Raw genomic sequence first — 24115 nt, 5'->3', positions numbered from 1 at the left:
TCCATGGCATCCAAGACCACGCGCCCGCGCACCGGCCGCCGCAGCAAGTGGGCCGCCGCCGCGCTCATCGGCATCGGCCTGCTCGTCACCGGCGGCATCTACGCGGGAGCATCGGCCGCGATGGCGGCGACCGAGTCCACGTCCGCGGCCAGCACCCTCACCGTCGACGACGGCAAGAAGCTGTTCCAGGCGAACTGCGCCACCTGCCACGGCCTGAACATGGAAGGCACCTCCGACGGCCCGTCGCTGTACGGCGTCGGCGAGCTCGCCGTCGAGTTCCAGATGTCGACCGGCCGGATGCCGCTGCAGATGCAGGGGCCGCAGGCACAGCAGAAGCCCGTGCAGTTCACGGAAGACCAGATCGAGGCGATCGCCGCCTGGGTCCAGTCGGTCTCGCCCGGCCCGACCTACCCCTCCGACGAGGTGCTCGACGGGGGTGGCGACGTCGCCAACGGCGCCGAGCTGTTCCGCACGAACTGCGCCATGTGCCACAACGTCGCCGCCGCCGGTGGCGCGCTGACCGAGGGCAAGTACGCGCCCGCGCTCACACAGACCAGCGCCCTGCACATGTACGCCGCGATGGTGACCGGCCCGCAGAACATGCCGGTGTTCAACGACATGACCCTGACGCAGGACGAGAAGCGCGACATCATCTCGGCGCTGCTGTTCCTCCAGGAGAACGAGTCGGTCGGCGGCATGTCGCTCGGCTCGCTCGGCCCCGTCTCCGAGGGTCTGTTCATCTGGATCTTCGGCATCGGCTCCCTCATCGGCATCACCGTGTGGATCACGGCGAAGTCCAACTGATCGATCACTGACGTACGGAACGGACGCACCATGGCACACGAGGAAGACCCGCTCGAGCACGAGAGGGAGTCTTGGCAGCCCTCCTCCGGGCTCGCCGTCGCGGTCACCGACCCCGTGCAGAACCCCGGCCTGCCGCCGCACCGGGAGCGCATGACCGACAAGGATCCGGCCGCCATGAAGCGCGCCGTCCGCACGGTCTACACGCTGTTCTACCTCTCGCTCGCGGGCAGCATCTGGGCGATCGCCGCCTACATGCTGTTCCCGATCGAGAGCGGCCGGCTGATCGACATCCGCCACAACAACCTCTTCATCGGCCTGGGCATCGGCCTGGCGCTGCTGGCGCTCGGCGTCGGCGCGATCCACTGGTCGAAGGCGATCATGTCCGACAAGGAGTTCATCGAGCCCCGGCACGCCACGCGCGGCCGCGACGCGGTGCGCGAGGGCGCCGTCCAGGTCTTCCGCGACGCGAACGAGGAGTCGGGCTTCGGGCGCCGCACGGCCATCCGCGGGTCGCTCATCGCGGCCCTGGTGGCATCCATCCTTCCCGGAATCACGCTGTTTCGCGGCCTCGCGCCGCAGAGCGACCCGGACGGCGACGAAGCGGCGCAGATCGCCGGCGACCCGGTCGCCCTGCTCAGCCACACGATGTGGAAAGAGGGCGAGCGTCTCGCGCACGATCCCAGCGGTGAGCCGATCCGCGCCGCCGACCTGACGCTCGGCTCCGCCGTGCACGTCATCCCCGCCTCGCTCGCCGACCTCAGCCACCACGACGGCTACCTCGAAGAGAAGGCGAAGGCCATCGTGCTGCTGATGCGCCTGCTGCCCGAGCAGTTGGTCGAGGCCGACGAGCGCAAGGACTGGTCGTACAACGGCATCGTCGCCTACTCGAAGGTCTGCACGCACGTGGGCTGCCCCGTCGCGCTGTACGAGCAGCAGACCCACCACCTGCTGTGCCCCTGCCACCAGTCGCAGTTCGATGTCACCCACGGCGCCGCCGTGATCTTCGGCCCGGCGGCGCGTCCGCTGCCGCAGCTGCCGATCACCGTGGATGCCGAGGGCTACCTCATCGCCCGCAGCGACTTCGAAGAACCCGTCGGCCCGAGCTTCTGGGAGCGCCATTGAGCACCGCGACTGTCACCGAGACGGCCCCTGAGCCGGGCCGGGCCGAGAACGAGAAGCCGCTCGGCGGCAAGTTCGTCGCGGGCGTGGCGAACTACCTCGATGAGCGCACGAGCATCTCCGGCATCGTCAAGGAGCTCGGCCGCAAGATCTTCCCCGACCACTGGTCGTTCATGCTCGGCGAGATCGCCCTGTGGAGCTTCGTGGTGGTCCTGCTGTCGGGCACCTTCCTGACGTTCTTCTTCCAGGCATCCATGGTCGAGACGCACTACGACGGCGCGTTCCTGCCCCTGCGCGGCGTGGAGATGTCGGCGGCGCTCGATTCGACCCTGCGGCTGTCCTTCGACATCCGCGGCGGCCTGCTCGTGCGTCAGATCCACCACTGGGCCGCGCTCGTGTTCGTCGCCGGCATCGGCGTGCACATGCTGCGCGTGTTCTTCACCGGCGCGTTCCGCAAGCCGCGCGAGCTGAACTGGGTGATCGGGTTCATCCTGTTCATCCTCGCGATGGCCGAGGGCTTCACCGGCTACTCGCTGCCCGACGACCTGCTCTCCGGCAACGGCCTGCGCATCATCGACGGCATGATCAAGGGCTTCCCGCTGATCGGCACCTGGACCTCGTTCCTGCTGTTCGGCGGCGAGTTCCCCGGTTCGCAGATCGTCGGCCGCCTGTACACGCTGCACATCCTGCTGCTGCCGGCGATCCTCGTGGCGCTGCTGGCCGTGCACCTCATGCTCATGATCATCAACAAGCACACGCAGTTCGCCGGCCCCGGTCGCACGAACAGCAACGTCGTGGGCTACCCGATGATGCCGGTGTACATGTCGAAGATGGGCGGGTTCCTGTTCATCACGTTCGGCGTGATCGTGCTGATCGCCTCGCTGTTCACGATCAACCCGATCTGGAACTACGGCCCCTACGACCCGTCGCCGGTGTCGGCGGGCACCCAGCCCGACTGGTACATCGGCTTCGCCGACGGCGCGCTGCGCCTCGCGCCGCCGCACCTGGAGTTCGTGCTGTGGGACCGCACCTGGTCGTTCAACATCCTCCTCCCGGTGGGCGTGCTCGGCATCTTCATCGTGCTGGTGCTGCTGTACCCCTTCATCGAGTCGTGGGTCACCGGCGACAAGCGCGAACACCACATCGCGCAGCGTCCGCGCAACGCGGCGACCCGCACGGCCATCGGCGCCGCCGGTGTCACGTTCTACGCGGTGCTGTGGGCCGCGGCCTCGTCCGACATCATCGCGACGCACTTCTGGCTCACGATGGAGGGTGTCATCCACGCCCTGCAGCTGCTGCTGTTCGTGGGGCCGGTGCTCGCGTACTTCGTCACGAAGCGCATCTGCATCGCACTGCAGAAGAAAGACCGTGAGATCGCGCTGCACGGCTACGAGTCGGGTCGCATCGTGCGCCTGCCCGGCGGCGAGTTCATCGAGGTGCACCAGCCGGTCGACGAGTACGAGGTCATCAAGCTCGTCGACTACGAGACGAACGCGCCGCTCGTCGTGCGCCCCGACAGCCGGGGCCGCATCCCGTGGCACGAGAACCTGCGGGCGTCGATCTCGCGCTGGTTCTTCGAAGACCGGCTGTCGCCGATGACTCAGGGCGAGCTGGAAGAGGCCCGCGCGCACCAGCACCACACGCTGGAGCACCTCGCCGAGGAAGAGGCCGCGGAGCTGCAGGCGGCCCACGAGCGCGCCGGCGTGCCGGACGCTCCCCTGCATCCGATCGACGACGGCCACCGCACCGAGACGGCGAACCGCCCCTCCAACCAGATCATCCGCGACGAGGGCGACGACAAGGGCAAGCCCAAGAAGCACGACTGACGCACGACGACAGCGGCGGGACATCCGAGGATGCCCGCCGCTGTCGTCTGTCGCGGACCCGATCCGGTGCACGCCGAAACAGGAGATCACGCGAGAACAGGCCGGATTGAGCGACATCCGTCCTGTTCTCGAACGATCTCCTGTCTTCGCGCGGAGGATGCCGGGATTCGGCAGGAAAGCGCCGAGGTCTGGCCGTCGCGGTCGGGCCGCTGCGTCGCGTGCAGCGTAGCGTCGGAGGCATGACCGCAGACCCGCTCGCCTACTTCTCCGCCAAACTCGCCCACGAGACCGACGCCTCCGACGTCTACGCCGCGCAGCGGGCGGGAGAGCGCTTCGTGCTCGTCGATGTGCGCAGCGACGACGCGTGGGCCCAGGGGCATCCGGTCGGCGCCGTGCACCTGCCGTACCGTCAGATCGCCGCCCGCGCCCCGCAGGAGCTCGACCCGGCCGTTCCTGTCGTCGTGTACTGCTGGAGCCCGGGCTGCAACGCCGGCGCCAAGGGCGCCGTGGAGTTCGCGAAGCTCGGCTACGCCGTCACGGAGATGATCGGGGGCTACGAGTACTGGGTGCGCGAGGGGCTGCCCACCGAGAACGCCGCCGGCCCCCTCCCCCGCGTGTTAGACCCGTTGGTCATGTACGTCCGCCCGGCCTGATCCGGCACGCGCGAAAACAGGAGATCACGCGAGAACAGGCCGGATCGACCGGCATCCGTCCTGTTCTCGGACGATCCCCTGTTTCGGGTGACGGATGCCGCCGCCTCAGACGACGGATGCCGCCGCCGACAGCTCAGCGCGCGAAGTAGCCGCGGTAGTACTCGTAGACCCAGCCGATGATGGCGACGACGAACACGGCCAGGCCGATCGGCAGCAGGAACGAGCCGACCGCGAGGCCGAGGATCCCCAGCGACGCCGAGAAGGCCAGCACGAGCGGCCACCACGACCACGGGCTGAACTCGCCCAGCTCGGGGTCGGCGTCGTCGATGTCGGCCGTCAGGGTGTCTTCCGGCAGCTCACCGCCCTGCGCCGCGTGCACACGATTCGTGTAGAACGCGATCATCGCGGCCATGAACACCGTGAACAGCAGCGCCACGGTGCCGACCCATTCGATCGCGTGATACCACGGCTTGTCGGGGTACTCGATGATGTTCCAGCCGGTGTACACCACCGCCATCAGCCCGAAGAAGGCTCCAAGGATCCACCAGAGATTGACGTTCGTCTTCACGTGCGGTGACCTCTCAGTGGACCGGCTCGGCGGCCGGTGCGGCCTCGGGGTGGTTCAGATCGAACGCGGGCCGCTCACTGCGGATGCGCGGGATCGAGGTGAAGTTGTGCCGTGGCGGCGGGCAGCTGGTCGCCCACTCGAGCGACCCGCCGTAGCCCCACGGGTCGTTGACCGTGACCTTGGGCGCTCTGCGCGCCGTCAGCCACACGTTCAGGAAGAACGGGATCATCGACGCGCCGAGGATGACCGCACCGATCGTCGACACCTGGTTCTGCCACGTGAAGCCGTCGGCGGCCGAGTAGTCGGCGTAGCGGCGGACCATGCCATCCACCCCCAGCCAGTGCTGGATGAGGAACGTCATGTGGAAGCCGATGAACAGCATCCAGAAGTGCACCATGCCCAGGCGCTCGTTGAGCATGCGTCCCGTCCACTTCGGCCACCAGAAGTAGAACCCGGCGAACATGGCGAACACGACGGTGCCGAACACGACGTAGTGGAAGTGCGCCACGACGAAGTACGAGTCGGACAGCAGGAAGTCCAGCGGCGGCGACGCCAGGATGACGCCGGTGAGACCGCCGAACACGAACGACACGAGGAAGCCGAGGGCGAACACCATCGGGGTCTCGAACGTCACCGAGCCGCGCCACATCGTGCCGATCCAGTTGAAGATCTTCACGCCGGTGGGAACGGCGATGAGCATCGTCATGACCGAGAAGAACGGCAGCAGCACGGCACCGGTGACGTACATGTGGTGGGCCCACACCGACACCGACAGCGCGGCGATGGAGATGGTCGCGTACACGAGCGTCTTATAGCCGAAGATCGGCTTGCGGCTGAACACCGGCATGATCTCGGAGACGATGCCGAAGAACGGCAGCGCGATGATGTACACCTCGGGGTGACCGAAGAACCAGAACAGGTGCTGCCACAGCAGCACTCCGCCGTTGGCGACGTCGTAGAGGTGCGCCCCGAGCACGCGGTCGGCGGCGGCGGCGAGGATCCCCGCGGCGAGCACCGGGAAGACCATCAGCACCAGGATGCTGGTGATCAGCACGTTCCACGAGAAGATCGGCAGCCGCCACATCGTCATGCCGGGGGCGCGCATCGTGATGATGGTCGTGATGAAGTTGACGCCACCCATGATCGTGCCGAAGCCCGACATGCCCAGTCCCAGCATCCACAGGTTTCCGCCCACGCCGGGAGAGAACGTCGCATTGGCCAGCGGCTGATAGGCGAACCAGCCGAACGAGGCGGCGCCCTGCGGCGTCAGGAAGCCCGCGACGGCGATGACCGAGCCGAAGATGAACAGCCACAGCGCGAACGCGTTCAGGCGCGGGAACGCGACGTCGGGCGCACCGATCTGCAGCGGCAGGATCGCGTTGGCGAAGCCGGCGAACAGCGGCGTCGCGAACATCAGCAGCATGATCGTGCCGTGCATCGTGAACAGCTGGTTGTACTGCTCTTTCGTGGCGATGACCTGCATGCCGGGCTCGAACAGCTCGGCGCGGATGATGAGGGCCATCACACCGCCGAGCAGGAAGAACAGCACCGACGAGATGAAGTACATGTACCCGATCGTCTTGTGGTCGGTGGAGGTGATCCACTTGACGATGAGGTTGCCCTTCTGCTCCACGCGGGTCGCGCTCATGAGCGCTGCCTGACGCGGCGGGAGGGTGGTCGGGCGGTGCGGAGCCTCGCCCTGGAGAGGAAGCGTCGTCGTCGCCATCAGTGTTCTCCCTCGGAGTCGGAGGTTGCGCCCGTGCCCGGGAAGTTCTGCAGACGGTCGTACGCGTCGTTGATGTCGCCGGTCTGGTCGGCCGCGCGCAGGGAGTCGAGGTAGGCCTCGTACTCGGCGGGCTCGACGACCTTGACCTTGAACAGCATCATCGAGTGGTAGTCGCCGCACAGCTCGGCGCACTTGCCGTCGTACTCGCCGGTGCGGGTGGGGGTGAACGACCAGTAGTTGTCGTGCCCGATGTACATGTCCTTCTTGTACAGGAAGTCGATGATCCAGAACGAGTGGATGACGTCACGGGAGGTCAGCTTGATCTTGACCTCCTGGTTCACCGGCAGCACGAGGACGGGAAGGTCGTTGGTGATGTTGCCCTGCTCGTCGGTCTGCGCCTGCACGCCCATCGACCACACGGCATCCTCGCCGGCGGCGCAGTCCTTGGCGTCGTCGTTGTACTGGAAGTCCCACGCCCACTGCTTCGCGATCGCCGTGACGCACACGTCGGGGTCGTCGTACTGCGTCTCCAGGATCGTCTGGTCGCGCGCCGTGAGGGCGAAGAACCCGACGACGAGGATCAGCGGGATGATCGTGTAGAAGATCTCGATCGGCATGTTGTAGCGCAGCTGCACCGGCAGGCCGCTCTGTCCGCGGCGGCGGCGGTAGGCGATCGCCGCCCAGCCCATGAGACCCCACGTGATGACGCCGACGATGAGCAGCACGATCCAGGAGTTGACCCACAACGCCGAGACGCGTTCGGTGTGGTTGGTGGCCTGGACGCCGTCGTCGGTGAATCCCGGCAGGAACCCGTTCAGCTCAGTCGTGGAGCAGGAGGAGAGAGCGATCGCCGTAGCGATCCCGAGCGGGATGACTGCCCAGCGGAGGCGGCGTTTGACGCGCACGGTGCACCTTTCGGGGTCATGAAGGTTCAACACCGTTCAGTCTAGGGCAAGCTCTCACTCAATTCAGGCCATCCGTCCAGGATGTCGGCCCGGATCGGGGGGAACTTCGCCCGCGTGGCCGAACCGGTCAGTGGAAGCTGTCGCCGCAGGCGCAGCTGCCCGCCGCGTTGGGGTTGTCGATCGTGAAACCCTGCTCGGAGATGGTGTCCTTGAAGTCGATCGTCGCGCCGTCGAGGTACGGCACCGACATGTCGTCGACGATGACCTCGACGCCGTCGAAGTCGACGGCCTGGTCGCCGTCGAGGAAGCGCTCGTCGAAGTACAGCTGGTAGATCAGGCCCGAGCATCCCCCCGGCTGCACGGCCACGCGCAGGCGCAGATCGTCGCGGCCCTCCTGCTGCAGCAGGCTCTTGACCTTGTCGGCGGCGGCGTCGGTGAGCAGCACGCCGTGGGCGGCGTCGGCGACGGGGTTGGCGGCGAGGTCGGTCATGGCAAACTCCAATCGGGCCCGCTGTCACGCGGATGCGGCAATTCTACGCCGTGGGATCGGCGTCGGCGTCAGCGCGGGATCGCCCCAGCATCCGTTCGCGCGGTCGAAACCTGCACGCGCTGCGGATTATTCGACAGCGCGTGCAGCTTTGTGCAGCGCGAAGCGGGGTCGCGCTCAGTCGATGACCGTGTGCCGGCGGGGACCGAGGGATGCGCGGCGCCCGGCACTCCCGGCGAAGTACGCTCCGCTGTTCACGTAGACGATCGCACCGTCCGCTGCGGCGGCAGCCGCGTGCTCGGGGACGTCGCCGTCATCGCAGGTCCACGCCTCGGGCGCCCGCGTCGTCCACGAGCCCGGCCGCAGTGGCCAGGTTGTCCGCGAAGGCACCGGGTGCCGCCTCAGCCTGCACCGCAGCGACCCTCAATCCGCTCGGACAGCCATCGCGTCGAGGCTCTCCAGCAGCAGCGCCTCGGACACGAGGGCGTTGCGGAACGTCTCCAGGTGCAGCGACTCGTTCGGGCTGTGCGCCCGCGCGTGCGGGTCTTCGACGCCCGTGACGAGGATCTGCGCGGCGGGGAACTCGCGCACGAGGTCGGCGATGAACGGGATGGAGCCGCCGACCCCGATGTCGACCGGGTCGACGCCGTACCCCTCCGCCAGCGCCGCCCGCGCCTGCGCGACCGCGGTGCCGCTCGTGTCGACGAGGAAGGCGTTGCCGGTGTCGATGTCGTGGAAGCTCAGCTGCGCGCCGAACGGCGCGTGCGCGCGCAGGTGGGCCTCCAGCGCCGCGTAGGCGTCGCCGGCATCCTGTCCCGGAGCGACGCGCATGCTGATGACGACCGACACCTCGGGCGTCAGCGTGTTCGAGGCGTTGCGGACGCTCGGCGCGTCGATGCCGGTGATCGTGATCGAGGGCTTGTTCCAGATGCGACCGAGGATGCTGCCGCCCCCGATCGGGCTGACCCCGTCGGGCAGGCCGGCCTCGTCGCGCAGCGTCGCCTCGGAGTACTCCGGCGTCTCGGCGTCGCGCTCGGCGAGCCCGGCGACGGCGACCGCACCGTCGGCGTCCCACAGGGTCGACAGCAGCGTGACGGTGGCGAGCATCGCGTCGGGCACCGCTCCCCCGAACATGCCCGAGTGCGACGCGTGCTCGAGCGTGCGCACCGTGAGCGTGAACCGCGCGTTGCCGCGCAGCGACACGGTGAGGGCGGGGGTGGCGGCATCCCAGTTGCCGGAGTCGGCGACGACGATGACGTCGGCGCGGAGGGCATCGGCGTTGTCGCTGAGGAACTGCGCGAACGATGCCGAGCCGGCCTCCTCCTCACCCTCGATGAACAGGTTCACGCCGAGGTCGACATCGGTGCCGAGCGCGTCGATCAGCGCGCGCAGCGCGCCGACGTGCACCATGACACCCGCCTTGTCGTCCGCCGCGCCGCGGCCGTACAGCCGCCCGTCGCGCACCGTCGGCTCGAACGGCGCCGACTCCCACAGCGCCTCGTCGCCGACCGGCTGCACGTCGTGGTGCGCGTACAGCAGGATCGTGGGCCGGCCGGCCCGCGCTGCGCGCGTGGCGAGCACCGCCGGCATCCCCTCCGCCCCGGTCGCGGGTACGACGGCGGTCTTCACCTCGACGCGCTCGAAGATGCCGAGACCCTGCAACAGACCCTGCACGGCGGCGGCGCTGCGCTCGACCTCGGCGCGGTCGAACCCGGGGAAGGCGACCGAGGGGATGCGCACGAGGCCGCCCAGATCGGCGAGCGCGGCGGGGACGGCGGCGACGGCCGCGGCGCGGACGGCGGCACGGCGGGGCAGGTCGGAACTCATGCGGGTAATCTTAGGGGGCGCTCTTCGCGCAGCATCCGTGTAGATACCGAGGACTCCACCGTGGCCAAGACCCCCGACGCACCCGACGCCGCCGAGGTTCCCGCCGGACCGGGCAAGAACCGTCCGACCCCTTCGCGCGCCGAGCAGGAGGCCGCGCGGCGGCGCCCGCTCGTGCCGGACACGAAGGAAGCCCGCGCCCAGGCGAAGGCAGACCTCAACGCCCAGCGCGACCGCGCCCGGGTCGGCATGGCCAACGGCGAGGAGAAGTACCTGCCGCTGCGCGACAAGGGTCCGCAGCGCCGGTTCGTGCGCGACTACGTGGATGCCGGGTGGCACATCGGTGAACTGCTCATGCCGTTCATGCTGCTGGTGATCGTGGCGACGATGTTCAGCACCCTCGTCTCGTACTACGCGTTCATCGCGCTGTGGGTGTTCATCCTGTTCGTCGTCGGCGACATGGTGATCGTCGGCATCCAGGTGCGGCGCAAGGCGCAGGCGCGCTGGGGCGAGCGCACCGAGAAGGGGCTGCGCTGGTACGCGGCCATGCGCACGGTGCAGATGCGCTTCATGCGCCTGCCGAAGCCTCAGGTCAAGCGCGGACAGTACCCGGCGCTCTGAGCCGCGGCGCCGGCCGATTGCGCCGTCGCAACTGCGCCGTGAGGGGCCACCTGCGACGGGGCAGCGACGGATGCCGTCAGTGCTGCGCGAGGGCGCGGTTGATCTGCCGGGCCCATAACGGGCCGCAGTAGATGAACGCGGTGTAGCCCTGCACGAGGTCGGCACCGGCGTCGAGGCGCTCGCGCACGTCGGCGGCGGTCTCGACTCCCCCGGCCGCGACGACGCAGAAGCCGTCCGGCACGGCCGCGCGCACGATGCGCAGCACCTCCAGCGCGCGGTGCTTCAGCGGGGCGCCCGAGAGCCCGCCCTCGCCGATCGCGGCGACCTCCGCGGCGGGCGTGGCCAGTCCCGCACGGGAGATCGTCGTGTTCGTCGCGATGAGCCCGGCCAGCCCCACGTCGACGGCGAGGCGCGCGACGGCGTCGACCTCGTCGTCGCGCAGGTCGGGGGCGATCTTGACGAGCAGCGGCGTCGTGCCCGCGGCATCCCGCACCGCCTCGAGCAGGGGCCGCAGCGTCTCGACCGCCTGCAGCCCGCGCAGACCCGGCGTGTTCGGCGACGAGACGTTGACGACGAGGTAGTCGGCGACGGGGGCGACGAGCTTCGTGCTCGTGACGTAGTCGGCCGTGGCGTGCTCGACGTCGACGATGCGGCTCTTGCCGATGTTCGCGCCCAGCACGGCGCGGCGGGTGCGGCGGCGCGCGCGGGTCAGGCGCTGCGCGGCGGCGGACGCCCCGGCGTTGTTGAACCCCATCCGGTTCACGAGCGCCCGATCGGCGATCAGCCGGAACAGCCGCGGCTTCGGGTTGCCGTCCTGCGGCACGGCCGTCACGGTGCCGACCTCGACGTGCCCGAACCCGAGGGCGTACAGACCCTCGGTCATGACGGCGTTCTTGTCGAAGCCGGCGGCGACGCCGAACGGCGACGCGAAGACGAGGCCGAGCGCCTCGGTGCGCAACCGCGGATCGGGTCGCGTGATCGCGCGCACGATCGGCGCGAACGGCCACACGCCGAGAACCCGGATCACCGGCACGACGAGCCGGTGCGCCGTCTCGGCGCCCAGGCGTGCGAAAACGGTGCGGAAGATGAAGGGATACATCCTCTTCAGCCTACGGCTCCGCTGGACCCGCCCCGTTCCCCAGGTCGACGCGTCCCCCTGTCCACGCGCGATGTCCACGCGCGATGTCCACGCGCGATGTCCACGCGCGAGTTTCGGTCGCTTGAAGCGTCCGAAACTCCGGTTGAGCGAGTTTCAGGCGCTTCACGCGTCCGAAACTCCGCAGGCGGGATTGCGGGCGGGGCGCACGGTGTCCGCGGGCGACGGCCTCAGGATGCCGCGGTGTCGTGGTCGGCGCGCAGCTGCGCGATCGACGCCTCGAAGTCGTCGAGCGAATCGAACGCCTGGTACACGCTCGCGAACCGCAGGTAGGCGACCTCGTCGAGCTCACGCAGCGGCCCGAGGATCGCGAGGCCGATCTCGTTGGTGTCGATCTGCGACGAGCCGGTCTGGCGCACCGACTCCTCGACCGCCTGGGCGAGCATCGCGAGGTCGGCCTCGGTGACGGGACGGCCCTGGCACGCCTTGCGCACGCCCGACATCACCTTCTCGCGGCTGAACGGTTCGACGACGCCGGAGCGCTTGATGACGTTGAGGCTCGCCGTCTCGATCGTCGAGAACCGGCCGCCGCACTGCGGGCACTGCCGCCGGCGACGGATGCTGAGGCCGTCGTCGCTCGTGCGCGAGTCGATGACACGCGAGTCGGCGTGCCGGCAGAACGGGCAGTGCACGCGCTACTCCCCCCGCTCCCGCGCGAACCGGGCCGTGACGGCCTCGCCGTGCGCGGGCAGCGCCTCGGCGGTCGCGAGCGCGACGATCGCGGGGCGCACGGCATCTAGGGCGTCGCGATCGTACGCGATGACCTGCTGCGGACGCAGGAAGGTGGATGCCGACAGCCCCGACGCATACCGGGCCTGTCCCCCGGTCGGGAGCACATGGTTGCTCCCGGCCAGGTAGTCGCCGAGGCTCACCGGCGCGTGCGCGCCGACGAAGACGGCGCCGGCGTTGACGTAGTCGTCGACGCGCGGGTCGGACAGGTGCAGTTCCAGGTGCTCGGGTGCGTAGGCGTTGCTGAACGCGGTGGCCGCCGCCAGGTCGTCGACGAGCACGACCGCCGACTGCGGGCCGGCCAGAGCCTGCGCGATGCGCTCGGCGTGCCGCGTCGCCGCGGCGCGCACGGCGACGCGGCCCGCGACCGCCGCCGCAAGAGCCTCCGACGCCGTCACGAGCACCGCCGAGGCCTGCTCGTCGTGCTCGGCCTGGCTGACGAGGTCGGCGGCGACCCAGTCGGGGTCGGCGGTGTCGTCGGCGACGATGAGGATCTCGGTCGCCCCGGCCTCGGAGTCGGTGCCGACGACGCCCGCGACGACGCGCTTGGCGAGCGCGACGAAGTTGTTGCCCGGCCCGGAGATGACGTCGACGGGCTCGAGGCCGATGCCGGGCACGCCGTACGCGTAGGCGCCGATGGCTCCGGCGCCGCCCATCGCGTACACCTCGGTCACCCCCAGCAGGTGCGCCGCGGCGAGAATCACGGGGTGCACCCGCCCGCCGAACGCGGCCTGCGGCGGCGAGGCGAGGGCGACCTGCGACACGCCCGCCACCTGCGCCGGCACGACGTTCATGACGACGCTCGACGGGTACACCGCCTTGCCGCCGGGGACGTACACACCGACGCGCTGGACGGGCCGCCACCGCTGCTCGACGCGGGCGCCGGGGGCGAGCTCGGTGACCTGCGCCGGCGGCACCTGGGCGGCCGAGGCCGCGCGCACGCGGCGGATCGCCTCGTCGAGCGCCGCGCGGACGTCGGGGTCGAGCCCGGCGAGCGCCTCGTCGAGATGCGACTGCGGCACCCGGATGGCGTGCCCCTCGACGCCGTCGAACCGGGCGGCCTGCTCGCGCAGCGCCTCGTCACCGCGCGCCGCGACGTCGTGGACGATGGCCGCCGCGGTCGCGAGGGCCTCGTCGCGCGCGGCGGTGGCGCGCGGGACGGCCGCGAGTAGTTCGGCCGTGCTCAGCGCGCGTCCGCGCAGATCGATCGTGCGAAGCATGCCGGGGGTTATCCGCGGGTGACGCCGGAGACGTCGGTGAGGTAGCCGATGCGGCCGTCCTCGTGGCGCACGACGTAGTGGTCGCCGCGGTCTTCGATCACGAGCGCCCACGCGGTGGGGCCGATCGTGAAGACGGGCACGCCGTGCTCGTCGACGACATCGCGCGAGGTCGGCGCGAGCGCCCAGAACGCCTGGGATGCCGCGGGCGCAGGCTCGGCCGCAGCGGGCTCGGCCGCGAGGGGCTCGACGGCACCGGTGGCGTACGGGTCCGCGGCACCTGTCGCGCCGGGCTCGACGGGACCGGTCGCAGAGGGCGACTCGGCACCGTAGGCCGCGGGTGCGGCGCCGTACGGTACGCCGTACGGCGCCGCGGCCGCGGGCTGCGGCACGACGACCGGCGCCGGCCGGGCCACGACGGGACGGGCGGGGCTCGCGAAACGGTGCGCGGGCACCTCGGGACGGTGTCGGAAGTCCTCGCCGAACACGGGGATCAGCGGCGCGCACACGGTCAGCACGACGCCGGCGAGCATGAGGACGAGTTCCACCCACACGACCCAGGTCGCCAGGAACACGCCCGCGGCGAACAGCGTCGCGAACGCCTTCCAGAGGATGCCGAGCCAGAGCACGGCCGACACCGAGAAGGCCACGGAGGCGAACTGGTCGACACCGAGCGAGCCGACCCGGCGGATGCCCTGCGGCGAGAGGCGGCGAAGGCCGATCAGGAAGACGGCGACGGTGGGGACGCCGATCGTGAGGGTCCAGTCGATGCCGCTCGCCCACACCGATGCCCCCGATCCGGCGCCGATGCCGACGTAGATCGGGAAGAAGGAGACGAGGAACGCGACCAGCCAGAGCCCGCCGAGGGCGACCTCGCGCACGGAGAACGGGCCGACGCCGTACTGCGGCGCAGCCCCGGCGTCGACGCCCTCGGGTCCGTCGGTGGCCGCCGTGAACGCGTCGGAGACGGAGGCGAAGGTCACGTCGGGGTCGGCCGCCGGCACCTCGGTGATCGGCGTGGCGGCGGCGGCTTCGATCGGCTCGGGTGCGACCTCGACGGCGTCAACAGGCTCGGCCGACGCAGCCTCGACGGTCTCGATGACGTCGACAGCCTCGACGGTCTCAGCCGCGGCGACGGAAGCGGTGACGGCGTCATCCGCCGCCCGGTCGTCGGGTTGGGGGGTGGTCTTTCGTGCGGTCACGGTGCGGCATCCTTCCGGGACGGGTCCAGAGCGATCCTACCCGCCCGCGCTCCGGGTCACCCCAGACACTGCGGCCCGAGCAGCCCCTTCAGCTCGCCGTAGAGGTCGACGCTCACGCCCACCTGCGCCGGAACCTCGAACACCTTCGCGACGCCCGCCTTGTGCAGTTTCAGCGTCACCTCGGTGCTCCCGGGATGCCGGGCGAACACCTCCGCCAGCTGGCCCACCGTCGACTCGGTCGCCCGGTGCTCGGGCATGAGGAGGACGAGGGGGCCGGCGGCATCCATCGTCCCGAGATCGGGGACGAACGCCGACTGACCGTGCAGGTTGAGCCCGTCGTCGCGGCGCGACACGCGCCCCCGCACGACGAGGATCGCGTCGGCCTGCAGCATCGTCTGGAACTCGGTGTAGGTCTTGCCCATGAACATGACCGTGACCTCCCCGTCGAAGTCTTCGACGGTGATCATGCCGTAGGGGTTGCCGCTCTGCTTCGCGACGCGGTGCTGCACGCTCGTGACGAGCCCCGCGACGGTGACGATGTCGCCGTCGTTGACGTCGTCCGAGGCCAGAAGGTCGTGGATCGACGTCGAGGCATGCTTCGCGAGGGGGATCTCCAGGCCCGCCAACGGGTGGTCGGAGACGTAGAGCCCGAGCATCTCACGCTCGAACGCGAGCTTGTCCTTCTTGGTCCACTCCGGCCGCTCGGGCACCTTCTGCACCTGCTGCGGTTCGTCGTCGCCCCACAGGCTGTCGAAGTCGAACCCGACCTCGCCGTTGGCCTCGCGGCGCTTGTCGAGCACGGCCTGTTCGGTGGCATCCTCGTGGATCTCCATGAGCGCCCGGCGCGTCGCACCCAGCGAGTCGAACGCCCCCGCCTTGATGAGCGACTCGATCGTGCGCTTGTTCGCGACGTGCGCGGGAACCCGCGCCAGGAAGTCGTGGAACGACGTGTACCGCCCGTCGGCGCGCGCCGCGACGACGCCGTCGACGACGTTCGCACCGACGTTGCGCACGGCGCCCAGGCCGAAGCGGATGTCCTCCCCGACGGCGGCGAAGTACCGGATCGACTCCCCCACATCCGGCGGCAGCACCCGGATGCCCATGCGGCGGCACTCGTTGAGGTACACCGCCATCTTGTCCTTCGAGTCGCCGACGCTCGTCAGCAGCGCCGCCATGTACTCGGCCGGGTAGTGCGCCTTCAGGTACGCCGTCCAGTACGAGATGAGCCCGTACGCCGCCGTATGCGCCTTGTTGAAGGCGTAGTCGGCGAACGACTCCAGCACGTTCCAGAGGGCGTTCTGGGCGCCCTGGGAGAAGCCGTTCGCGGTCATCCCGTCGAAGAAGGTCTTCTGCTCCTTCTGCAGCACGGCACGCACCTTCTTGCCCATCGCCTTGCGCAGGATGTCGGCCTGTCCGAGCGTGTAGCCGGCCAGCTTCTGCGCCGCCTGCATCACCTGCTCCTGGTAGACGATGAGACCGTACGTGCCGTCGAGGATCTCGCTGAGCGGCTCCTCGAGCTCGGGGTGGATGGGCGTGATCTCCTGCAGCCCGTTCTTGCGCAGGGCGTAGTTCGTGTGCGAGTCGACGCCCATCGGGCCCGGGCGGTACAGCGCCAGCACCGCCGAGATGTCCTCGAAGTTGTCGGGCTTCATGAGGCGCAGCAGCGACCGCATCGGCCCGCCGTCGAGCTGGAACACCCCGAGCGTGTCGCCGCGCGCCAGCAGTTCGTAGGATGCGGCGTCGTCCAGGGCAAGCTCTTCGAGCACGAGCGTCTCGCCGCGGTTGGCCTCGATATTCTCCAGCGCGTCGGAGATGATCGTGAGGTTGCGCAACCCCAGGAAGTCCATCTTGATGAGCCCGAGCGCCTCGCACGACGGGTAGTCGAACTGCGTGACGATCTGCCCGTCCTGCTCGCGCTTCATGATCGGGATGATGTCGATCAGGGGCTCGCTCGACATGATGACGCCGGCGGCGTGCACGCCCCACTGGCGCTTCAGGTTCTCCAGGCCCACCGCCGTGTCGTAGACGGTCTTGGCCTCGGGGTCGCTCTCGATGAGCGCGCGGAACTCGACGGCCTCCTTGTAGCGGGCATGCGCCGGGTCGAACATGTCCGTCAGCGGCACGTCCTTGCCCATCACCGCCGGCGGCATCGCCTTCGTGAGCTTCTCGCCCATGCTGAAGGGGAACCCGAGCACGCGGCCGGCATCCTTCAGCGCCTGCTTCGCCTTGATCGTGCCGTACGTGACGATCTGCGCGACGCGCTCGTCGCCGTACTTGTCGGTCACGTACTGGATGACCTCGCCGCGGCGGCGGTCGTCGAAGTCGACGTCGAAGTCGGGCATCGACACGCGCTCGGGGTTGAGGAACCGCTCGAACAGCAGGCCGTGCTGCAGCGGGTCGAGGTCGGTGATCTTCATGGCGTAGGCGGCCATCGACCCCGCGCCGGAGCCGCGGCCGGGGCCGACCCGCACGCCGTGGTCCTTCGCCCAGTTGATGAAGTCGGCGACGACGAGGAAGTACCCCGGGAACTTCATCTGCACGATGATGCCGGTCTCGTAGTCGGCGCGCTTGCGGACCTCGTCCGGGATGCCGGCCGGGTACCGCTCGTGCAGGCCCTTCTCGACCTCCTTGACGAACCAGCTCTCCTCGGTCTCGCCGGCGGGCACCGGGTAGCGGGGCATGTAGTTCGCGCTCGTGTCGAACTCGACCTCGCAGCGCTCGGCGATGAGCAGCGTGTTGTCGCACGCCTCGGGGTTGTCGCGGAACACCTGCCGCATCTCGGCGGCGGACTTCACGTAGTACCCGTCGCCGTCGAACTTGAACCGGTTCGGGTCGTCGAGCGTCGACCCCGACTGCACGCACAGGAGGGCCGCGTGGCTCGTGGCGTCGTGCTGGTGCGTGTAGTGCAGGTCGTTCGTGCCGACGAGCGGGATGTCGAGATCCTTCGCGATCTTCAGCAGGTCGGCCATGATGCGCCGCTCGATCGACAGCCCGTGGTCCATGATCTCGGCGAAGTAGTTCTCCTTGCCGAAGATGTCCTGGAACTCGGCCGCCGCCGCGCGCGCCGCGTCGTACTGGCCGAGCCGCAGGCGGGTCTGGATCTCGCCCGACGGGCATCCTGTGGTCGCGATGAGTCCCTTGCTGTAGGTCTGCAGCAGCTCCCGGTCCATGCGGGGCTTGAAGTAGTAGCCCTCGATGCTCGACAGCGACGAGAGCCGGAACAGGTTGTGCATGCCCGCGGTCGTCTCGCTGAGGAGGGTCATGTGCGTGTAGGCGCCCGAACCGGAGACGTCGTCGGAGTTCTGCTCCGGCGTGCCCCAGCGCACCCGGGACTTGTCCGACCGGTGCGTGCCGGGGGTGACGTACGCCTCGATGCCGATGATCGGCGTGATGCCGGCATCCTTCGCGGCCTTGTAGAACTCGAACGCCGCGAACGTGTTGCCGTGGTCGGTGACAGCGAGGGCCGGCATCCCGAGCCGGACGGCTTCGTCGACCATCGGCTTGATGCGCGCGGCGCCGTCGAGCATCGAGTATTCGCTGTGCACGTGCAGATGTACGAAGGAGTCGGATGCCACGGATTCGAGTCTACGGCGGGGATCCGACACCGCTCAGATAACGTTCCGGCCACGGGACGGGACAAATTACTTGCGGAAACCTCTTGCGCAAGACCAGGCTAAAGCTCACCGCAGTGTAGAACTGCGACAAACCGAGGAGGAACCATGGCCGGATCGCCGGAACTTCGCAAGGGACTCAGTCAGCGCCAGCTCTCCATGATCGCGATCGGCGGCGTCATCGGCGCCGGCCTGTTCGTCGGCTCCAGCAACGTCTTCCTGAGCACGGGACCAGGCGCCTTCATCACGTACGGCATCACGGGCGTGCTGATCATCCTCATCATGCGGATGCTCGGCGAGATGGCCACCGCGAACCCGTCGACCGGCTCGTTCGCCGACTACTCGCGCAAGGCGATGGGCGGCTGGGCGGGGTTCTCGGTCGCGTGGCTGTACTGGTATTTCTGGGTCATCGTCGTCGGGTTCGAAGCGGTCGCCGGCGGCGAGATCCTGCGACACTGGTTCCCCGAGGTTCCCCTCTGGGTGTTCTCGCTCATCCTCATGGCGGCCATGACGGCGACGAACCTGTTCTCGGTGTCCTCGTTCGGCGAGTTCGAGTTCTGGTTCGCCGGCATCAAGGTCGCCACCATCGTGATCTTCCTCGCCCTGGGCACGCTGTTCGTCGTCGGACTGTGGCCGGGCGCGCAGCTGGACTTCTCGAACCTCACGTCTCACGGCGGGTTCTTCCCGAACGGCACCGGCGCGATCTTCAGCGGCGTCGTCGTGGTGGTGTTCTCCATGGTCGGCGCCGAGATCGCCACGATCGCGGCCGCGGAGTCGCCCGACCCCGCCAAGGCGATCGGCAAGGCGACGAACTCCGTCATCACCCGGATCGCGATCTTCTACGTCGGATCGGCGCTGCTTCTGGCCCTCATCGTCCCGTGGGACGAGAACCAGCCCGGCTTCTCGCCGTTCGTGGCGGCGATGGAACGCATGAACATCCCGTTCGCCGCCGACATCATGAACCTCGTCGTGCTCACCGCCGTGCTCTCCTGCCTCAATTCGGGCCTGTACACGGCCTCGCGCATGCTGTTCGTCCTCGCCGCGCGTCGTGAGGCGCCGGTGAGCCTGATCCGGGTGAGCAAGGGCGGCGTGCCCCGGCGCGCGATCCTGATCTCGTCGGTCATCGGCTTCCTGTGCGTGATCGCGGCGGCCATCTCCCCCGACACCGTCTTCAGCTTCCTGCTGAACTCGTCCGGCGCGATCATCCTGTTCGTGTACCTGCTCATCGGCATCTCCCAGATCGTGCTGCGCCGGCGCACGGACCCGTCTCAGTTCAAGATCAAGATGTGGGGCTTCCCCTTCCTGTCGATCCTTGCGACCGTGGGCATCCTCGCCGTCCTCGTGCAGATGGCCTTCAACCCGGACACGCTGATCCAGCTGCTCCTGAGCCTCGGTTCGTGGGCCGTCGTGATCGTGGCGTACTTCGTCACGAAGGCGCGCGGAGGCTCGACCGACCCCGAGGCGCTGCAGCCGGAGGTCAACGACAAGGCGACCCGAGTGCTGGTCCTGGCCAACGAGACCGTCGCCGCGGACGAACTGCTCGAGGAGCTGCGCCGCATCGACCAGGCCGGCAAGGCCGAGTACTACGTCTGCGTCCCCGCCAACCCCGTCGACACCGGTCAGGCCGAGCACAAGGGCGCGGTCTTCCTCTGGGAGGCGACCGCGGCGGCGGCCCAGGCACGTCTGGATGCCATGGTGAGCACGCTTCGGGCCGAGAACCTGAACGTCACCGGGGCGCTCGGCGACTACCGACCGCTGCGCGCCCTCGCCGACGCCGTGGAGACGTTCACCCCCGATCAGCTCGTCGTCTCGACCAAGCCCGAGACGGAATCCGACTGGTTGCGCTACGACGTCGTGCAGCGGGCGAAGGCGATGTACGACATTCCGCTCACGCACGTGATCGCCGCCGCGCCGGTCACGGCCGACTGACGGGACACGCTCGTGACGATTCTCGTAGGGTACCGGGCCGACGAGTCGGGAGCCGCGGCGCTGAGCCTCGCGACGCTTCTGGCTCGATCCGCCGACACCGATCTCGTGGTCTGTGCGATCGTGGCCAATGCCTGGCCCGTCGATCCCACGAACCTCGACACCGCCTATCTCGACTACCTCGACCGGATGGCCGAACAGCACCTGGCCCAGGCGCGCGCCCGCGTCACGGGCGAGGTGCGGGCCACCTTCGTGGCACACCACGCCGGGTCGGTGCCCAAGGGGCTCATGGCGGTGGCCGCCGAGCACGACGCCGACATGATCGTGGTCGGCTCTTCGAGCGCGGCCGCCCACGGCCGGCTCTCCCTCGGGGCGACCGCCGAGCGTATCGCGCACAGCTCGTCGCTGCCGGTCGCCATGGCCCCGCGCGGCTTCCGCGCCGGGCCCGCCACGACCGTGCGCCGGGTCACCGTCGCGTACGGCGGTTCCACCGGCGGCGGCGAGCTCGTGCAGGCGGCGGCACGGGTGTCGGCCCGCGTCGGCGCCTCGCTGCGCCTGGCCGCGTTCGCGGTGCGCCCGACGACACCGTTCGCCGGCATCGTGGTGGGAGGCGAGGACGATCTCGTCGTCGAGCAGTGGGCCCGGCGGGCCACCGACGCCATCCAGGCCGAGCTGGACGCCGTCCGCCAGCTCCCCGAAGTGCCCGGCGAACTCGATGCCGTGCTCGGCCAGGGACTGTCGTGGGCCGATGCGATCGACGATGCGGGATGGGTCGAAGGCGATGTACTGGTGATCGGTTCCAGCCGCGGGGGTCCGGTGGCCCGGGTCTTCCTCGGGTCGCGGTCGTCGAAGATCCTGCGCAACGCCCCGGTTCCGGTCGTCCTGGTGCCGGGTGCGGCGGCGGAGGCGATCGTCGACGAGGCCTGACCGCGTCGGCAGCCGATCACGGCGAAGGCTCCGTGGGACGACCCTCGATAGGGTGGATGCCATGGCCACTCCCGCCTTCGTCCTCGCGCTGCGCGAGAAGATCGGGCACGACCCGTTGCCCCTCGTCGGCGTCACCGCCGTCGTGTTCAAGGACGAGAAGGTGCTCGTCGGCCGCCGCGCCGACAATGGCGCGTGGCAGTGCGTGTCGGGCATCGTCGAGCCGGGCGAGGAGCCGGCGGATGCGGCGGTGCGCGAATGCCTCGAGGAGGCGGGCGTCGTCGTACGGGCGACGCGGCTCGCCCTCGTGCACCAGCTCCCCCGCATCACGTACGCGAACGGCGATCAGGTCGACTACCTCGACCTCGTGTTCCGGTGCGAGTGGGTGTCGGGCTCGCCGCATCCGGCCGACGGAGAGCTCACCGAGGTGGGCTGGTACGGCCTGGGCGAGCTCGTCGACGTCGCGCAGGTCCACGTGCGCAAGATCGCACTCGCGATCGCCGAAGACGACCCCGCATCGTTCGCCGGAGGTCGCTGAGGCCGCTGAAGCCGCTGAGGCCGCTGACGCGCGCACGAGAACAGGAGATTCATCCAGAACAGGATGAAACAGGCGGCATCCGTCCTGTTTTCGCTCGATCTCCTGTTTTCGAGCGAGGGATGCCGGCGCCTACGCCGCCCGCAGCACCTCGAGCGCGTGCGCGAAGTCGGCCGGATACGGCGACGTGAACGTCACCCGCTCCCCCGTCGCGGGGTGCGCGAACGACAGCTCATGCGCGTGCAGCCACTGCCGCGTGAGCCCGAGCCTCGCCGACAGCGTCGGATCGGCGCCGTACAGCGGATCGCCCACGCACGGATGCCGGTGCGCCGCCATGTGCACGCGGATCTGATGCGTGCGCCCCGTCTCGAGGTGGATCTCCAGCAGCGACGCCGCGGGAAACGCCTCGAGCGTCTCGTAGTGCGTGACGGAGTCCTTGCCGTCCGGCGTCACCGCGAACTTCCACGAATGCGACGGATGCCGCCCGATCGGCGCGTCGATCGTGCCCACGAGCGGATCGGGGTGGCCTTGCACGACGGCGTGATAGATCTTCTCGACCTCGCGCTCCTTGAACGCCCGCTTGAGCGCCGTGTAGGCGCGCTCGGTCTTCGCGACGACCATGAGCCCGCTCGTGCCCACGTCGAGCCGATGGACGATGCCCCGGCGTTCCGCGGCGCCCGTCGTCGCGATGCGGAAACCCGCCGCCGCGAGCGCACCGAGCACCGTCGGCCCCTCCCACCCCAGCGACGGGTGCGCCGCGACCCCCGCGGGCTTGTCCACCACGACGATGTCGTCGTCGTCGTACACGATGCCGAGCTCGGGCACCGCGACCGGCACGATCTCGGGCTCGCGACGGTCTTCCCAGTCGACCTCCAGCCACCCGCCGGCGCGCAGCCGGTCGGACTTGCCGAGCGCGCGCCCGTCGAGCCGCACGCCGCCGGCCTCGGCGACCTCCGCAGCGAAGGTCCGCGAGAAGCCGAGCATCTTCGCGAGTGCGGCGTCGACGCGCGCGCCGTCGAGCCCGTCCGGGACCGGGATGCTGCGGAAGGGCATCGTCAGCCGGCCTGCGCCGACGCGCCGGCATCCGCCGCACCGTCGGCGTCGGCGCCGTTGGTGCCGCGCGTGCCGTCGAGGCGGCGCCCGGTCAGGATCAGCAGGGCGACGGAGATCATCATGGTGACGATGAACATGTCGGCGACGTTGTAGATCGCCGAGGTCATCCCGAACCACATCCACGGCGTGTTGATGAAGTCGACGACGTGGCCGACGAGGAATCCGGGATCGCGCAGCAGCCGGTCGGTGAGGTTGCCGAGGATGCCGCCGAGCAGCAGCCCGAGCACGATCGCCCACGCCCGTGAGCGCACTCGCGTGATCGCGAGGACGACGATCGTCGCGGCAGCGGCGGCGAGCACCAGCGTGAAGACCCACGTGACGCCCTCGCCGAGCGAGAACGCGGCGCCGGGGTTGCGGGTCAGGTAGAACTGCAGGAAATCGCCCCACACCTCGACCGGCTGGTCGAGCGGCAGGTGGGCGAGAGCGAGGTACTTGGTGAACTGGTCGGCGGCCAGCACCAGCGCCGCGAGAATCGCGACGATGATGCCCGCCGCCCCAGAACGCAGGGTTGCCCGGTCGGTCACCGGGTTCAGGAGGCGACGGGCGTCGAGGTGCTGCCGGCGACGTCGAGGTCGCGCAGCTTCGACTCGATGAAGCCGCGCAGCTGCGAGCGGTAGTCGCTCTCGAACTGGCGCAGCTCGCTGATGCGGGTCTCCAGCGTGCTGCGCTCGGCGTCGAGGCGCGCGAGCTCGTCGCGGCCCTTCGCCTCGGCCTCGGCGACGATCGCCGCGGCCTTCGACTCGGCCTCGGAGATGAGCTTGTCGCGCTGCGCGACGCCCTCGGCGACATGCTCGTCGTGCAGGCGCTGCGCGAGCTCGATGATGCCCGCCGACGCCGCCGCGGGCGCCGCAGCGATCTCTGCTGCCGGGGCGAGCGCCGCCTCGGTCCACGACGGCGTCTCCTCGACGACCGGCTCGGGCTCTTCGACGACGGCCTCTTCGACGACCGCTTCTTCGGCGACCGGCGCGGCGGCCACGGGGGCGGCCTCGCCGGACTCGTAGGCCTCGAGCTTGGCCTTCAGCTCTTCGTTCTCGGCGATGGTCTTGCGCCACTCGACGACGATCTCGTCCAGGAAGTCGTCGACCTCATCCGGGTCGAAGCCCTCCTTGAACCGAACGTGCTGGAATTGCTTGGTGACGACGTCTTCGGGGGTCAAAGCCATGGTGTTT

General features: G+C 69.5%; 22 protein-coding genes. 8 read left to right on the top strand and 14 right to left on the bottom strand.

Going from position 1 to position 24115, the window contains the following annotated elements; all coding sequences use genetic code 11:
• Positions 1-3: 3 nt before the first annotated feature.
• From QM720_RS10560 to QM720_RS10545, 4 genes are all read left to right on the top strand, one after another.
• On the top strand, positions 4-804 hold the full coding sequence (locus QM720_RS10560) for a c-type cytochrome (protein WP_415126309.1): 801 nt from the start codon (positions 4-6) through the stop codon (positions 802-804).
• 30 nt (positions 805-834) lie between these two features.
• A complete protein-coding gene (locus QM720_RS10555) occupies positions 835-1926 on the top strand; it encodes a Rieske 2Fe-2S domain-containing protein (RefSeq protein WP_415126307.1) in 1092 nt (363 codons plus the stop codon).
• A complete protein-coding gene (locus QM720_RS10550; protein ID WP_415126305.1) occupies positions 1923-3749 on the top strand; it encodes a cytochrome b in 1827 nt (608 codons plus the stop codon). The genes QM720_RS10555 and QM720_RS10550 overlap by 4 nt, the downstream gene beginning before the upstream one ends.
• Positions 3750-3988: 239 nt before the next feature.
• Positions 3989-4402 (top strand): rhodanese-like domain-containing protein, encoded by a 414-nt coding sequence (locus QM720_RS10545; protein WP_415126303.1) that lies wholly within the window; start codon positions 3989-3991, stop codon positions 4400-4402.
• A 133-nt stretch (positions 4403-4535) separates the two neighbouring features.
• Here the strand turns inward: QM720_RS10545 and QM720_RS10540 are convergent, their stop codons facing one another.
• The 6 genes from QM720_RS10540 to QM720_RS10515 form a co-directional block, all read right to left on the bottom strand.
• Positions 4536-4970, bottom strand: a complete 435-nt coding sequence (locus QM720_RS10540; RefSeq protein WP_415126301.1) for a cytochrome c oxidase subunit 4 — start codon at positions 4968-4970, stop codon at positions 4536-4538.
• 13 nt (positions 4971-4983) lie between these two features.
• A complete protein-coding gene (gene ctaD, locus QM720_RS10535) occupies positions 4984-6696 on the bottom strand; it encodes a cytochrome c oxidase subunit I (protein ID WP_415126299.1) in 1713 nt (570 codons plus the stop codon).
• The gene (gene coxB / locus QM720_RS10530; protein WP_415126297.1) at positions 6696-7601 is read right to left on the bottom strand and encodes a cytochrome c oxidase subunit II; all 906 of its coding nucleotides are present in this window, start codon (positions 7599-7601) and stop codon (positions 6696-6698) included. Before coxB ends, ctaD begins: the two co-directional genes overlap by 1 nt.
• A 127-nt stretch (positions 7602-7728) precedes the next feature.
• A complete protein-coding gene (gene erpA / locus QM720_RS10525) occupies positions 7729-8091 on the bottom strand; it encodes an iron-sulfur cluster insertion protein ErpA (RefSeq protein WP_415126295.1) in 363 nt (120 codons plus the stop codon).
• Between the two features lie 174 nt (positions 8092-8265).
• Positions 8266-8478 (bottom strand): hypothetical protein, encoded by a 213-nt coding sequence (locus QM720_RS10520; RefSeq protein ID WP_415126293.1) that lies wholly within the window; start codon positions 8476-8478, stop codon positions 8266-8268.
• 33 nt (positions 8479-8511) lie between these two features.
• A complete protein-coding gene (locus QM720_RS10515; RefSeq protein WP_415126291.1) occupies positions 8512-9915 on the bottom strand; it encodes a dipeptidase in 1404 nt (467 codons plus the stop codon).
• Between the two features lie 60 nt (positions 9916-9975).
• Here QM720_RS10515 and QM720_RS10510 point away from each other — a divergent pair, with 60 nt between their 5' ends.
• Positions 9976-10533, top strand: a complete 558-nt coding sequence (locus QM720_RS10510; RefSeq protein ID WP_415126289.1) for a DUF3043 domain-containing protein — start codon at positions 9976-9978, stop codon at positions 10531-10533.
• A 76-nt stretch (positions 10534-10609) separates the two neighbouring features.
• Here the strand turns inward: QM720_RS10510 and QM720_RS10505 are convergent, their stop codons facing one another.
• The 5 genes from QM720_RS10505 to dnaE form a co-directional block, all read right to left on the bottom strand.
• Positions 10610-11632, bottom strand: a complete 1023-nt coding sequence (locus QM720_RS10505; protein ID WP_415126287.1) for a quinone-dependent dihydroorotate dehydrogenase — start codon at positions 11630-11632, stop codon at positions 10610-10612.
• 227 nt (positions 11633-11859) lie between these two features.
• On the bottom strand, positions 11860-12321 hold the full coding sequence (gene nrdR / locus QM720_RS10500; protein ID WP_415126286.1) for a transcriptional regulator NrdR: 462 nt from the start codon (positions 12319-12321) through the stop codon (positions 11860-11862).
• A 3-nt stretch (positions 12322-12324) separates the two neighbouring features.
• Positions 12325-13638, bottom strand: a complete 1314-nt coding sequence (gene hisD / locus QM720_RS10495; RefSeq protein ID WP_415126284.1) for a histidinol dehydrogenase — start codon at positions 13636-13638, stop codon at positions 12325-12327.
• A gap of 8 nt (positions 13639-13646) precedes the next feature.
• Positions 13647-14837 (bottom strand): hypothetical protein, encoded by a 1191-nt coding sequence (locus QM720_RS10490; protein ID WP_415126282.1) that lies wholly within the window; start codon positions 14835-14837, stop codon positions 13647-13649.
• A gap of 56 nt (positions 14838-14893) precedes the next feature.
• Positions 14894-18412, bottom strand: a complete 3519-nt coding sequence (dnaE, locus tag QM720_RS10485; protein ID WP_415126280.1) for a DNA polymerase III subunit alpha — start codon at positions 18410-18412, stop codon at positions 14894-14896.
• Between the two features lie 144 nt (positions 18413-18556).
• On the opposite strand from dnaE, the gene QM720_RS10480 reads away from it, so the two are divergent.
• The 3 genes from QM720_RS10480 to QM720_RS10470 all read left to right on the top strand — a co-directional run bounded on the left by QM720_RS10480 (position 18557) and on the right by QM720_RS10470 (position 21836).
• Positions 18557-20377 (top strand): amino acid permease, encoded by a 1821-nt coding sequence (locus tag QM720_RS10480; RefSeq protein ID WP_415126278.1) that lies wholly within the window; start codon positions 18557-18559, stop codon positions 20375-20377.
• A 12-nt stretch (positions 20378-20389) separates the two neighbouring features.
• A complete protein-coding gene (locus tag QM720_RS10475) occupies positions 20390-21301 on the top strand; it encodes a universal stress protein (RefSeq protein ID WP_415126276.1) in 912 nt (303 codons plus the stop codon).
• 61 nt (positions 21302-21362) lie between these two features.
• Complete coding sequence (locus tag QM720_RS10470; protein WP_415126274.1) at positions 21363-21836, top strand: NUDIX hydrolase; 474 nt, start codon at positions 21363-21365, stop codon at positions 21834-21836.
• Between the two features lie 129 nt (positions 21837-21965).
• On the opposite strand, the gene QM720_RS10465 is transcribed toward QM720_RS10470, so the two are convergent.
• From QM720_RS10465 to QM720_RS10455, 3 genes are read right to left on the bottom strand one after another with little or no spacing between them, the layout of a single operon-like run.
• On the bottom strand, positions 21966-22886 hold the full coding sequence (locus QM720_RS10465) for an RluA family pseudouridine synthase (protein WP_415126272.1): 921 nt from the start codon (positions 22884-22886) through the stop codon (positions 21966-21968).
• A gap of 2 nt (positions 22887-22888) precedes the next feature.
• Complete coding sequence (locus QM720_RS10460; RefSeq protein WP_415126271.1) at positions 22889-23470, bottom strand: signal peptidase II; 582 nt, start codon at positions 23468-23470, stop codon at positions 22889-22891.
• A gap of 5 nt (positions 23471-23475) precedes the next feature.
• On the bottom strand, positions 23476-24108 hold the full coding sequence (locus QM720_RS10455) for a DivIVA domain-containing protein (RefSeq protein ID WP_415126270.1): 633 nt from the start codon (positions 24106-24108) through the stop codon (positions 23476-23478).
• Between the last annotated feature and the right edge of the window lie 7 nt (positions 24109-24115).

Origin of the sequence: Microbacterium sp. (assembly GCF_047602155.1) — a bacterium.
In the GTDB taxonomy this organism is placed as follows: Bacteria; Actinomycetota; Actinomycetes; order Actinomycetales; family Microbacteriaceae; genus Microbacterium.
Note: the sequence above shows the minus strand (reverse complement) of the source record. Positions and strands in the feature narration are given on the sequence as shown.

Bases quoted from the DNA above. Each gene is read 5' to 3' on its own strand.
- QM720_RS10555 (WP_415126307.1), top strand. From the start codon at position 835: ATGGCACACGAGGAAGACCCGCTCGAGCACGAGAGGGAGTCTTGGCAG.
- hisD (WP_415126284.1), bottom strand. From the start codon at position 13,638: ATGCTTCGCACGATCGATCTGCGCGGACGCGCGCTGAGCACGGCCGAA.
- QM720_RS10455 (WP_415126270.1), bottom strand. From the start codon at position 24,108: ATGGCTTTGACCCCCGAAGACGTCGTCACCAAGCAATTCCAGCACGTT.
- QM720_RS10505 (WP_415126287.1), bottom strand. From the start codon at position 11,632: ATGTATCCCTTCATCTTCCGCACCGTTTTCGCACGCCTGGGCGCCGAG.
- erpA (WP_415126295.1), bottom strand. From the start codon at position 8,091: ATGACCGACCTCGCCGCCAACCCCGTCGCCGACGCCGCCCACGGCGTG.
- ctaD (WP_415126299.1), bottom strand. From the start codon at position 6,696: ATGGCGACGACGACGCTTCCTCTCCAGGGCGAGGCTCCGCACCGCCCG.
- QM720_RS10480 (WP_415126278.1), top strand. From the start codon at position 18,557: ATGGCCGGATCGCCGGAACTTCGCAAGGGACTCAGTCAGCGCCAGCTC.
- QM720_RS10470 (WP_415126274.1), top strand. From the start codon at position 21,363: ATGGCCACTCCCGCCTTCGTCCTCGCGCTGCGCGAGAAGATCGGGCAC.
- QM720_RS10465 (WP_415126272.1), bottom strand. From the start codon at position 22,886: ATGCCCTTCCGCAGCATCCCGGTCCCGGACGGGCTCGACGGCGCGCGC.
- QM720_RS10560 (WP_415126309.1), top strand. From the start codon at position 4: ATGGCATCCAAGACCACGCGCCCGCGCACCGGCCGCCGCAGCAAGTGG.
- QM720_RS10545 (WP_415126303.1), top strand. From the start codon at position 3,989: ATGACCGCAGACCCGCTCGCCTACTTCTCCGCCAAACTCGCCCACGAG.
- QM720_RS10515 (WP_415126291.1), bottom strand. From the start codon at position 9,915: ATGAGTTCCGACCTGCCCCGCCGTGCCGCCGTCCGCGCCGCGGCCGTC.